This window comes from Mesorhizobium sp. M8A.F.Ca.ET.218.01.1.1, assembly GCF_004791165.1.
Classification (GTDB): Bacteria; Pseudomonadota; Alphaproteobacteria; order Rhizobiales; family Rhizobiaceae; genus Mesorhizobium.
The window spans coordinates 35,644-49,503 of record NZ_SRUZ01000014.1 but is presented as its reverse complement, the minus strand read 5'-3'; the positions used below and the strand labels follow the sequence as shown (position 1 = coordinate 49,503).

4 protein-coding genes are annotated in these 13,860 nt (G+C 58.9%); all 4 read left to right on the top strand.

The window, feature by feature from the left end; translation table 11 throughout:
* The first annotated feature begins 69 nt into the window (after positions 1-69).
* On the top strand, positions 70-1,794 hold the full coding sequence (locus EN861_RS33120) for an adenylate/guanylate cyclase domain-containing protein (RefSeq protein WP_135867681.1): 1,725 nt from the start codon (positions 70-72) through the stop codon (positions 1,792-1,794).
* A gap of 405 nt (positions 1,795-2,199) precedes the next feature.
* The gene (locus EN861_RS33115; protein ID WP_135867680.1) at positions 2,200-2,826 is read left to right on the top strand and encodes a toxin-activating lysine-acyltransferase; all 627 of its coding nucleotides are present in this window, start codon (positions 2,200-2,202) and stop codon (positions 2,824-2,826) included.
* A 300-nt stretch (positions 2,827-3,126) separates the two neighbouring features.
* Positions 3,127-4,089 (top strand): hypothetical protein, encoded by a 963-nt coding sequence (locus EN861_RS33110; protein ID WP_135867679.1) that lies wholly within the window; start codon positions 3,127-3,129, stop codon positions 4,087-4,089.
* A gap of 1,639 nt (positions 4,090-5,728) precedes the next feature.
* Positions 5,729-13,852 (top strand): calcium-binding protein, encoded by an 8,124-nt coding sequence (locus tag EN861_RS33105; RefSeq protein WP_135867678.1) that lies wholly within the window; start codon positions 5,729-5,731, stop codon positions 13,850-13,852.
* The last annotated feature ends 8 nt before the right edge of the window (positions 13,853-13,860 follow it).

Genomic DNA, 13,860 nt, shown 5'->3' with positions numbered 1-13,860 from the left:
GGCTTCCAGAATGGAATGCGCACAGGCACAAATACCATCACCGCAACTGGTAGCAGGAGGCCTACACAGGTGGCCGAAGGACGCGTGCTTCGCCGGTTGGCCGCCATCCTCGTTGCGGATGTAGTCGGATATTCGCGGCTGATGGGGGCCGATGAAGTGGGCACACTTGCGGCGCTTAAGAAGCGTCGGACCTTGATCCTGCAGCCTACAGTGCGCGAGTACGGCGGCCGCATCGTCAAATTTTTGGGTGACGGCGTTCTCATCGAATTCGCCAGCGCGGTAAACGCGGTGACCGCGGCGATTGAGCTGCAACGAAAGATGTCGGTAGCCAATGCGGACTTGCCAGATCAAAGCCGCATTGTGCTCCGCGTAGGTATCAATCTTGGCGACGTTATCGGCGAAGGTGCCGACATCTATGGGGAAGGCGTCAACATCGCTGCGAGATTGGAAGCGCTGGCGGAGCCTGGCGGCATATGCGTTTCCGGTAAGATTCACGATGAGGTACGAGGTAAGGTCGACGCCGCCTTCGAGGACGCGGGCGAACGACAGCTCAAGAATATCTCCATGCCGGTCCGGATCTATCGGGCCGGACCTGATGTGGTGCCAATGGCACCCGAGACGATCTCACCCGTTTCGAGCAAGCCGTCGATAGCCGTCCTGCCGCTGGACAACCTCAGCGGCGATCCCGACCAGAATTACCTGTCAGACGGCATCACCGAGGACATCATCACCGAGCTGTCCCGGTTCAAGAACCTTTCCGTGGCCGCTCGTCATGCCTCGTTTCAGCTTGGCGGCAAGGGCGTAAACCCCATGCTGGCTGCGGGCGATCTCGGTGTGAACTTTGTTGTCGAAGGTAGCGTGCGGAAAACGGGCGAGCGGATACGCATAACCGTGCAGCTGATCGACACCGGCACTGGCAACCACGTTTGGGCTGAACGATTTGACCGCGAAACACACGACATTTTCGCGGTGCAGGATGAGGTCGTCTCGGCGATAGTTGCGACGCTCGAAGGGCACATGATGAGCACCGCCGTAGCGCGACTGCGCAAGAAGCCAACGTCGAGCTGGACCGCCTATGACTTCTTCCTGCAAGGCAGAGAAGTCGCCCGCCGGGCCAGCGACAGGGAAGCTGCGCCGTTCTTTGATCGTGCAATTTCCATCGATCCCGATTTTGCGCAGGCTCACGCTATGCTGGCAATCGCGCACCTCGGCAGCTACTGGTTCGACGCCCAACCATCCACGCTAGACGAGGCGCGCCTTGCCGCGCAAAGGGCCTTGGAACTGGACGGCAACGACGCAATCGTCCAGCAGGCCAACGCGATGGTCGCGCTCTGGCTGGGACAGCACGAACGTGCGAGCATGCATTTCAACCGCGCCGTCGATCTCAATCCTGCTGACGCGGAGATTCGCGCCGACCGGGCGGAAGCGATGCGATTTGCCGGGCAGCCAGAAGAGGCGTTGATCGAGATTGACGATGCGCTGCAGAGGAGCAAATTGCCGCCGCATTGGTTTTGGTGGATTCGCGGCGGCATATTGATCGACCTAGAGAGGTATGATGAAGCCGTTGCCGCCCTCAGCAACGTCCCACAGAAGGAATATGGCGCGTGGCTCCAGCTCGCAGCCGCTCACGCCCAACTTGGCCATCTATCCGAGGCCGCACGAGCACTGGGGATGGCGCGGGAGCTCCAGCCGGACATCTCTTTGCGAGATGTCGTCGCGATGAACCCGTATGCGCACAGGGAAGCGGGTGACCCGCTGTTCAACGGATTGCGGAAGGCAGGCTTGTCGGAGTGAAACGGGTCGTGCCAACGGCTTAGTCTGTGTTGGTTGTGGCTCGCCGTCTAATCAGCCACAATGCCAGCATGGCTGACCGCCGGATTCACTCGGTTAGCGACCCTCGAAGCCACTAACTCTCTCGCAGCTTTTCGAAAGGGCGGCCGCTCAGATTCGGCCCCGCGGCTTCGGCCTCCGCAATCCGGCGGGACCAGGGACGCTAGCTTAATTGCGGACGGCTGCTTTGCGCCTCATCTTGGTCATTGAAGGCAGCCTCGCGACCGCCTGGAAGCAGACGTACCGGATACCACGCTGTGGGTCGCCGGATCCTAGCAGCTTCTCGATGAAACGACATTCGGTTGTTGACCCGAACGATTGTTGCAGCAACCATGACCGCGTTGAAATTGCAGGCATTGCGAGGATTTGATGGCGAGCGAAAAGAGCGGCAATGACGAGATCGGAAAGACGTCGTCGAAGCAGAATGGCGGTGGGAGCGAACCTGGCAGGGGTAGCGCCGCGACCGCCGAAGTGAAGGCGGCGCAGCCCCAGTTGTCCGCCAAGGCCCAGGCGAAACTGCGCGAGATGCGCAGCAAGCTCGCCACCGCGTTTTCCCAGGTCACCATGGCGTTGATGGCGACGCCGCGTTATCGCAACCTGTCGATCTCGGACCTTGAGTGGCTGGTGCTCGAACCGCTTCTGCGCGACCGCATCGCGATTGCCTCCGGCAAGCTGCCGGCGAATGCCGAGGAGGGGCCGATGGTGGGCATGGCGATCTGGGCAAAGGTGTCGGAGGTCGTCAGTGCCAGGATCGAGGAGCAGGCCCGCGCCGGCAATTTCCCGGTCCGGCTCAAGGGCAATGACTGGGACAGCGGCGACATCGTCTGGCTACTCGACGTGGTGGCTGCCAACCGCGCGCTGGCCACCAGTGTGCTGATCAATTTCGGCCAGCTCTCCAAGGGCGCACCGGTGCACGTCCATCCGATGATCCGGCAGCTGGTCGACAAGGACATACTGGAAAAGCTCAGTGAAAAGCGTGCGCCCGTGCCGTCGTGAGTTTTGGAAATAGCAGCGTTGGCCGCCTGTTGGCGGCATGTTTTTCCGCACGGCCTTCAATTTGGAAGGAAATATTGCTTCCGATGAGCGGAAACGGACCTTGTCCCTACATGTACAGTAGATAGAAGTGTAAATTAGACATTTCTTATAGAAAGAAACAAGAATTTCTTAAGTTATTTTCCCGTGCACTCTTAACAGTCGATCACGGCTATGTTACCAAATTCGCTGCGGGGGTAACGCGACGGTGATCGTCGCGCGCCCATGAAAGCGGCGAGGGTTTAATGGTGTCGGGCGTCGCGCTTGGCATGGCTGGTGGCATATGCGGGTGGGAACCGGCATCGTCTAAGCGTGCTGTGGCCAATATTTCTGCTCAGCGTGCGATGCGGGCTCAGGCATTTGCATCAGCGCTTTTCCCGCAAATTGAGATTTCTCTATTTAGGAGCAGAGCCAGAAGTGGGGCGTCGAGGAAACCCATTGTGGGGAAAGTCGCAGAATCGATTGCGTCTGCCATCTGTGGTCGCGCTACTGGCTTTTTATTTGCTGGTACCAAGGGCTTTCGCCGCCGAAACGGCGGAAGATGTGTACAAGCTGCCTTGCACGGAACCAGATCTCAGCGCCGAGCCTGGGCATCTGACGAAGGAAGCTGAGCGCAGGCGCCTGATCGACCCCGCGCACCCTGTCGCGGTCAACCTCGGGCTGCTGAAATTCGAGATACCATGGGCTTACATCTATCCCCGCCCGTTCTCCACTCATCTCAATTGCAATCCGAACCGTAAGTCGGTCGGGATCATATTCTGGATACCGGACCTGAAGGCGCCCGAGCGCGACCTTTGGGGGATACCGGAGTTCCATCCGAGTGAAACGGACAGGCCGAATCCCGGGCCGGACGACTCAGTTATTAGGGTTACCGGAATACAGTATTACGGCCAAGGTTATCCGTTAAAGGAAAGCAACGCTGACCAGAGGATCGACAAGCTTCTCAGGTTATATCAAGACGACGGACTGACTATTATCGATCAGGACGGATTGTCGAAAATGCAGACAAAATACACTACAAGAGATAACGATCAGTATTATTTTAGGAATGATAAGGATAGCCTGTTGTTGTCATGCATGCCAACATACTGCCAAGCATACCTCGATCTAAAAGATATGAATCTCACTGCGCAATTCGCAATACGCAGAGAGGTTTTTAGAAAGTATCAGCAGGCATCTCGGGGTATCAGGACACTTCTCATGCGCTGGATGCCTGAGAAGAATTAGAATAATATTCGCATGAGGATATATCATGGTTGCGCTGTCGGATGATCAAGTCGAGACGTTAAAGGCTATCACAAATAATGGAAATGACAATTTTTGGGCAGGCTATATTTTTATTCGATCAGCAATAGAATCGGATCCTGCTTCTTCATCAACGGCATACTGGCTGACGAAAGCTAGCGAGATCAATATCAATGATTCGACAAGCGAAGCAGCCAGTTTCGTTCGCGGTGTCACCAGAAATGGTTTCCTGTTCGATGGCATAACTGACTTCGATATTCAGCAAAATTCGACGTTCATAGGTAGATCAGTACTGGAAGATGTGATCTCCAATCGCGTGATGCCGTCGATTGAGGAAATCGTAAAAAGAGATGTCGGCCAGGCGGTATTGGGTGGTGGGCAAACATATGGCGGTTGGGGCGGTGCGTTCTACTATTGGAATTTTCAACTATCAGAGACGCTGGGCGATACCGTAGGTCAGAGAATCACGAACAATCCCCTCGACTATGATAAATTTATAGCGGCGAACGCGAAGTCAACTTACGATGTGATGGCAAAGTTTGGTCTAACGGCTGAACAGGCTATATCGGCAGTGAATGCTCAAGTGCCATCGTCAGTCATGGCAGATATCATCACGCGTATCTACGAATATACCATCACGCACGAGGTGCCCAGCCTAGCAGGTGATCCGTATAATATTGATGGGTTCACTCCAATTCTCGGCGAGAACGACGACGTTGTCGGATGGCGACACAACACGGAGACCGAAATTGGCGTTGAGGTCACCGATGCGACGCTGATAGCACAGCTTAACGCACGTTACGCGGTTCGCATCAGGCTTGCCGATGATCTCGCTTTCAATTCGGAAAACCCCGATCATGGGTTGGCTGCGCAGGGCGGGTTGGATGCTTTAGCCGACGACACGCGCGAGTTGAACGCCATCTTGCACCAAGCGCCCCAGTCATACGTTTCTACTGGCGGGGCCCAGATTCTGCTTGCGGAGTTGGCTACGTGGTACGCCGACCGCTTTGCTAAAACGGAGGGAGCGGGCACGGTCGGAGGTGGCACATCCCTCGGTATTCTTAAATCAGGCCTGGTCGACTCCGGTGTTCTGTCCGTCGAGTTTTCGGACGAGATCAATGCTGTCATCGACTATGTCGCGCCCAGCTCAGTGGGACTAAGCACTTTGGAAAAGGAGCAACCAAGGCAATTCGCCCTTGATGCTGTTTATCAGGGGCTGGCATCTTCAGGAAAGCCAGACGCCGATGCCACCTCTCTCCTTGAAACCGCAATCAGGACGGTCTGGGACACCGGTGACGATACCGCCCGAGAGACTGCTGTCAAGAAGATCCAATACTACGGGTTTGATGCTCAAGGGGGAACAGGGATCACAATTCATGCGCAGACCCACAACGGCGTTGATATCAATTCAGCTCTCGTGGGTGGCACCGGCAGCGATCATCTGGTCGGTCTCGCAGGTGACGACATCTTGGTCGGTGGGGCGGGCGCTGACTTTTTAGAAGGAGGCCGTGGATCGGACATCCTTTTCGGGGGTGATGGAAACGACACGTTTGTGGGCGGGGCGGGGCAAGATTTTCTGGCCGGCGGCAAAGGAGATGACACATTCATCGCATTGCCCGGGATGGCCAATGCGGGCCTACCTAGCGGCGGTGACGATGACGACACCTATGTCGGCGGCGCCGAGCGCGCCATCTCTTGGAGGCAGTGGGTTCTTGGAAACCATGGCTCGGATGATGCCGACACAATAAAATATTATTCAGGCGCCCAATCCCCTGATCTGATCGATGCAGTGACGCACGAACCCACGGCGGCAAGCCGAAGTGGCGTCATCGTCGAGCGACTCGAAGCGGTTTCCGAGGAAGGTCATAAAAGCATAGAAATTGTCGTCCGCGATATGGAGACCAATCACACCGCTGGGACAGATACACTGATCTCGATCGAGCGAGTGAAACTGTCTGACAATGGCGACACCCTGAAGGTAACCGACCAAGCTCTCGATGCCGAAATCATCATCGACATGGGTACGTCTCGGCGCGTCCAGTCGGAACTGAAGCCCGGCGACACGCTCGACCAAGATGCCTTCATTCACAATGTCGACACGGTCGACTATTCCGGCCTCGGCCATGGTCTGGTCTATTTCAACGGCCTCACGACAGAGCGCGAACAGGGCCTGCTCACTGGCGGCATTTCGCAAACCGGCGGTTTGGCGACTGAACTGGGGCTCATAAGTGGCCTCGGCAACGTCGACAATCTGCGCGTCGAGGGTGCCGACAGGATTGTCCTGACGAACCAGGACGACGTATTCGTTGGTGCGCAATACGGTTCGATCGTCGAACTCGGTGATGGGCAGGACAAAGTCTGGCTACAGCCTGGTATCCTCGTGCAAGGTTTTGATGCCGACGATCGGCTAACCCTATTCGGCACGCTCAACCTTTATGGTGGGTGGAAGAATTCCGCCTCGGAATCTCCCTATGCGGTCGGCGCCTACGGTGTGCAGTATGGCATCAACCAGGATGGTGACCTGCTCGTCATCAATCCTTGGATGATCCCGGCTGACGGCCGCGATCCCCACATGTTTATCGAGGGCTGGCAGCAGCAGGTGCAAGGCGGGGAATTCGGTGTCGGTACCGGACCAGGCAACATCCTTCTCGCCGAAGTTACCATCACCTCGCATAGGCTAATGGACGAGCGTCCCAAGATGGCCAACGAGATTGGTCTTTGGGGCCTGGTCGACCTTCAACTGCGCATGCTCACCGGCGCCTGCGGTCCCGAAACCGCCGATCCGCTGGTGCTCGATCTGGATGGCGACGGGCTCGAACTGACCATGCGCACCGGGACGTCGGCACGTTTCGACGTCGACTTCGACCTCTATTCCGAGCGCACCGCCTGGGCAAAGCCAGACGACGGCATGCTGGCGCGCGACATCAACGGCAATGGCGTCATCGATGGCGGCGGCGAGCTGTTCGGCTATGGCGACACCTTTGGCTACAGCATCCTTGCAGCCCTCGACGGCAATCATGACGGCGTCGTCGACGCCGCCGACAACGGCCTTGCCGACTTCAACGGCGATGGCATCGTCAACGGCTCCGATACGTTCGGCAGCCTGCTCGTCTGGCAGGATTTCAACGGCAACCTGATTTCCGAGGCGGCAGAACTGAAGACGGTCGGCCAGCATGGCATCGTCTCGTTCACTCTGCCCACCGTCGGCAATGGCGCCGTCGAGATCGGCCCGAACGGCGAAGCAGTGATCCTCGACACCATCAATGGCAACCATGTCATCGGAACCTCGGGCTTCACCCGGGCCGACGGCTCGACTGGAACCGTCGGCGAGGTGCTGTTCAACATCGACGACATGAACACCCGCTATGATGGGCCGCCCATCACGGTCACCGCCGAGGCCGCCGCGCTGCCCAACCTGAAGGGCTTCGGCACGCTGACCGATCTGCGCTCGGCGATCAGCTATATGCAGAATCCCGCCGATCCGGTGCAGCAGCAGGCGGCGCATGACCGGGCTGTTGCCATCGAGGGTCTGCTGGCGGCATTCAACACCAACGACCTCGACGCGCTTGTCGCCGCGGTGCGCCCGATCGCCCAAATCTGGGGCAATGCAGCGCCCGTGCGCGACGATGCCGGCGCCATCGTCACCGGCCTCGAAAACCTGCCCGATCTGTTGGTGGTGCGCGTCGGCGGCCAGATCGTCGACTATGTCTGGGGCGGCACGCAATCGACGGTGCAGGACACGGACGGCAGCACCATCACGCTGACCACGGTCGAATTCGCCAGCGGCGCCAGGATCGTGCACAGCCATGATTCCGATCTGTCGACCGGCTCAGCGATCGGCGACTGGCACGACCTCTACGATGCCTTGTTCGGCACCGGCGACGCATACGAACTCGACCCGGCCTCCGGTGGATACTATCTGAAAGGCACCGATGGCGGCCTTGTAACCTACCAGGCGGGATCGATCGGCGGTACGCCTCGGCCGGTCGTCGACAGCGCAACCGGTGATCTAGGCCTGACGCCCGGCACCGCTCTCGACTGGGTCCAGGGCGAAGACCTGGCCTTCTTCGAGCGCTATATCGGCGGCGACCTGTCCGTCTTCTACCAGCGGCCGGCACCGCAATCGGCGCCCGTCGCGACGTTGATCGAAACGATCACGCGGATGGAGGAAGGCTACAAGCAACTCGCCGTCAGGGTCGCGGTGCAGGGCGGCCCGCTCTCCAGCTATTTCAGTGACCTTGCCTATGACACCGACGCCAATGTGTTCGTCGCGACCAATCATCTGCGGCAGCTCGGCGGGTCGTTCGAGAAAATCATCGCGGAAGCGGCCACACACGCCGATCCGATCGACTGGCTGCATGACTGGAAGCCGCTGCTGGACTACGTCATCGGCAATTTCCAGCGCGGCGAGGCCTTTCTGCAGAACACGAACCCGTTCCTGCTGCAGAATGTCGTCGATGGCTATGAGACGGCCGGATCGACATTGGACTTCGTCGATGTCGCGACCGCGATCGGCCTGCCGGGCGACGCGATCATCGCCGCCAGCGGCGATGTCGTTGGCAGCAACGACATCGACCTGTTCTACCTCAATGGTGACGAGACCAACGTCTCCGGAAAGGCGGGCGCCGACGCCTACGTCTTCGGGTGCAATCTCGGCCACGTCGTCATCGAGGACACTGTCGTGCTCGCCGATGGCACGGGCAACCAGGTGCGTTTCTCGCAGCACGTCGCATCCGATTTCGACGTCACCCGTGATGGCTCAAATCTCGTTCTGACCCTGATTGCCACGGGCGAGACGGTGACGATCAAGGATCAGTTCGCCGGCGAATGGCCGAGCGACCTGATCGGCAACGCATGGCCGGTTTCGGGCATCGATCAGATCGTCTTCGCCGACGGCACGACCTGGAACGATGCCGACCTGACACGTGAAGCCGCGACCGTCGATCCCGGCAGTTCAACCGTTACCGGCTCGAACGACACCGACTACATCTGGGGCGGCAAGGGCGACGACCGGCTCGAAGGCGGCAGCGACTTCGATATCTACCGCTTCGACCTCGGCGACGGCCATGACGTGATCCACGACTTCGAGAACAATCCCTTCCGCTCGATGGCGGATTCGATCTATTTCGGCGCCGGCATCACGGCCGCGAACGTCTGGTTCACCCGAGAAGGCAATTCGAGCGACTACACCATCCACTACGGTAATCTCGGCGACCAGATCGTCGTGGAGGACGCCAACAACAAGCTCTATCCGTTTGTCTATCCCGAGTTCTTCACCAGCAGCATCGAATACATCGTCTTCACCGACGGATCGTCGATCACCGAGCGGCAGATCATGGACCGCCTCATCGATTATCAATCGACAGATGGCGATGACAACATCTATGGCTTCAACGCCGATGATCATATCGATCTCGGCCGCGGAAACGACTTTGCCCAGGGCGGCAACGGCAACGATACCTACCTGTTCGGCGAGGGCTATGGCCATGACCGCATCGATGATGGCGCCGGCAACATTTTTGGCGGCCTGGACGGCGACGCGCTGACCTTCACCACGCGGTTCAATCTCGAAGAGCTGCAGCTTCTGAGAGATGGCAACTCGTGGGATCTGACGCTGCGAGTTCCCGATGGCAGCGATGTGACGATCGTCAACCAGTTCTACGCGATCTATCCGTTCATTCCCGATGTCGTCTATTTCAACCGCATCGACAATTTCAACTATGTCGACCGCGCCGGCCAGGCGCATACGCTTTCATGGGTGGACCTGCAGTTGGAGATGCTCGATCGGGCAAGCACCGACGGCAACGACACCATCTATGCCTTCAGCAGCTATGACATCCTCGAGGGCGGCCGCGGTGACGACTTCATGAGCGGCGGCAACGGCAACGACATCTATCGCTATACGCTCGGCGATGGTCATGACAGGATCTGGGACAACGGCCAGGCCGTGCTTGGCGGCACCTTCGATATCATCGAACTGGCCGGCATCGATCCTGACGATGTCCACTTCAGCCGCGACCCGGCAGCGCCCAACGACCTTATCCTCAACATGCCTGACGGCGGCTCGATCCGCCTAGTCAACCAGTTCTGGCACACCAACATCAACTGGCGCCCGGATGGCATCGAGGAAATCCATTTTGCCGACGGCACGGTCTGGACCGAGACCGATTTCGTCGCGCGCTATCTTGCCGATCAAGCAACGTCGGGCGACGATGACATCCACGGATCTCCCTGGAACGATACACTCGCCGGCGGCGCCGGCAACGACATTCTGGCGGGTGGCGACGGCGACGACACCTATCTCTTCGGATACGGCGACGGACATGATGTCATTCACGAGAGTCTGGAAGTCGTTCTGCAGGGCGACAACGACACGGTTCGCTTCGGTCCGGGCATAGGCGTCGACGACGTCACTTTCTCGCTTGGTGCCGATCGCAATGATCTCATAGCAACGCTGAATTCGACCGGCGAAACGCTCACCATCTCGGGCGAGTATGCCCTGTGGAACTGGTTCACCTGGTACGATATCGAGCAGTTCGTTTTCGAGGACAATACGGTCCTGACCAAGTTCGACGTCGCTCAGCAGTTGATCTCCGAGCAGGCCACGTCCGGCAACGACACGATCCGGGGCTTCTGGACCGACGACACCATCTATGGCGGTGCCGGCAACGATCAGCTGGACGGCGCCGGCGGTGCCGATACCTATCTGTTCGGCTATGGCGACGGCAACGACTCGATCTGGGAAAGCTCGGATTCCATCTGGGTCAGCACTGACCAGGACAGGATCAAGTTCGGCGCCGGGATCGATACGGCCGATGTGGCCATAGCCGTGACCGGGGCGACGATGAACAGCGCTACGTTCACGCTGACGCAAACCGGAGAGGTGCTCAGTCTGGCCTTGCTGGATCAGATCGAGTTCTTTGAATTTGGCGACCAGACGCTGACACGCGACCAGCTTCGTCAGCTTTACGTGGATCGCCAGACCACCACAGGCAACGACACTATCGTCGGCACCAGCGGTGACGAGAAGCTCACCGGCGGTCATGGCAACGACACCCTGACTGGCTGGGCCGGCAACGACACCTATGCCTACAGCCGCGGCGACGGCAACGATGTCTTCGATGACACCACCGCCGGCGCCAATGCCAGTGGCACCGATCAGGCTGTGCTGCATGACATAACGACCGCTTCCGTGACGGTATTTCGCTCGGGCAACGACATCATTCTCAAGATCGCCGAGACTGTTTCCGGGGCCGGGGATAGTGGCCAGATCGTCCTGGTCGGATCGGGCACGGAAAACGGGCAAAATGGCATTGAGACGGTCAAGTTCGACGACGGAACGATCTGGGACAGAGCCACCTTACGTGACCTGTCCCTGGCTTCCGGCTCCTTGGATGGTGACGATGTCCTGAATGGAACAAACGCGTCTGAAACCTTCCAGGGCGGCCTTGGCAACGACACGCTGAACGGCGGGCTGGGCGACGACACCTATATCTACAACCGTGGCGACGGCAACGACGTCGTCAATGAGGGCAATGGCTATTACACATTTGGCGGCAATGACACATTGATCCTGCACGGCGTCACGCCATCATCCGTGACCTTCGATCTTACAACCGACCGCGACCTCATCGTCATTATCGGTGAGACCGCGCCGGGCGCCGCCGACGGCGGCCGGATCACGCTTGTCGGGACAGGTGATTCAAATTGGGATCGTGGCATCGAAACCGTGCGCTTCGACGACGGCACGGTATGGTCCAAGACCGATCTGAAAACCCGCTATCTCGAAGGGGTCAACACGTCAGGCGACGATACGATCACCGGCTTCAACTCAAGCGATACGTTCCATGCCGGCGCCGGCAACGATACATTGATCGGCGGCCTGGGCGACGACACCTACATCTATAACAGAGGCGACGGCAACGACATCGTCCATGAGGGCAATGGCTATTACACCTTCGGCGGCAACGACACGCTGATCCTGCACGATATCGCACCGGCAACGCTGAGCTTCGATCTCTCCGAGGGAGATATCGTTCTGGTCATTGGCGAAAGCGCGCCGGGCGCCGCCGACGGCGGCCGGATCACGCTTGTCGGGACAGGCGATTCAAACTGGGATCGCGGCATCGAAACCGTGCGCTTCGACGACGGCACGGTGTGGTCCAAGACCGATTTGAAAACGCGATATCTGGACGGAGCCAACACGTCGGGCGACGACACGATCACCGGCTTCAACTCGAGCGATACATTCCATGCTGGAGCCGGCAACGACAGGCTGATCGGTGGGCTGGGCGATGACACCTACATCTACAGCCGTGGCGACGGCAACGACATCATCGATGAGGCCAATGGCTATTACACCTTTGGCGGCAATGACACGCTGATCCTGAACAGCATCGCTCCAGCATCCGTGACATTCGACCTCACGGCCGGTAACGATGTCGTCCTTGTCATTGGCGAAAGCGCGCCGGGCGCCGGCGATGGTGGCCGGATCACGCTGGCCGGGACAGGCGATCCAAACTGGGATCGTGGTATCGAGTCGGTGCGCTTCGCCAACGGGACGGTCTGGACCAAAGTCGATCTCGCGATCTGGGCTCATTCCCCGATTTTGGCCAATGCACTGCCGGACTACGAAACCTCGGAAGGAGCGTCCTTCAACGCTGTCCTGCCGGCAGATGCCTTCTCCGATCCGGACGGCCAGTCGCTCGTGCTTTCGGCCAAGCTGGCCGACGGGTCAGCTCTGCCGTCCTGGCTGACGTTCGACGCCGCAACACGCGCTCTGTCGGGCGAGCCCCCGTCGGGTTCCGAAGGCGTGATCGACATTACGGTCACGGCTTCCGATGGCACGCTGCATGTGTCGGACACGCTCTCCTTGACGATCGGACCAGCTCAGCCGGCCGAATGGATTGGCACCGACGACGCGCTTACCACGACCGCAGGCACTGCTCTTGTGCTTAACCTGATGGCCAATGATCTGATCCCGGCCGACGCGAATGCCGAGCATTTCATCTGGGTGCAGCCCGAGCATGGCACCGTCTACTGGAGCAGCGCGGACAATTCCTACATCTACGAGCCGGACGCCGGATTTACAGGCACCGATACGCTGACCTATGGTCTGCACGACGCTGATCACCTCGACCAGACCATGACGCCAAACGGCGTCCATGTGACCATCGATGTCACCGAGGCCGAGACTAATCCGGACGAATGGGTTGGCAATGACGACGCGCTGTCGACCCGGGAAGACACGCCGATCATCCTGAACCTGATGGCCAACGATGTCATTCCCAGCGGGGCCAATGCCGAGCACTACATCTGGGTGCAGCCAGAACATGGCACCATTTCCTGGAGCAGTGCCTCGGATTCCTATGTCTATCAGCCCGATGAAGGGTTCGTTGGCACCGATACGCTGACCTACGGCCTGCACGACGCCGATCACCTCGACCAGACCATGACCCCCAACGGTGTCCACGTCACGATCGACGTCACCGAAGGCGGCGATACGTTCGTCTTCGGGCCGAATTTCGGCAATCAGCAGATCGAGGATTTCGTGGTCGGGCCCGGAACCGTCGATGTCGTCGAGTTCGAAAATGACGTCTTCGCCGACTTCGCTTCGGTCCTCGCCGCGGCAGCCCAGGTCGGCGCCGACACGGTGATCACCCACGATGCCAGCAATGCGCTGACTCTGAAGAACGTCGCTTTGGCGAACCTGCACCAAGACGATTTCCAGTTCATTGCCGCCTGATGCCTGAA

Bases quoted from the DNA above. Each gene is read 5' to 3' on its own strand.
- EN861_RS33115 (WP_135867680.1), top strand. From the start codon at position 2,200: ATGGCGAGCGAAAAGAGCGGCAATGACGAGATCGGAAAGACGTCGTCG.
- EN861_RS33105 (WP_135867678.1), top strand. From the start codon at position 5,729: ATGGCCAATGCGGGCCTACCTAGCGGCGGTGACGATGACGACACCTAT.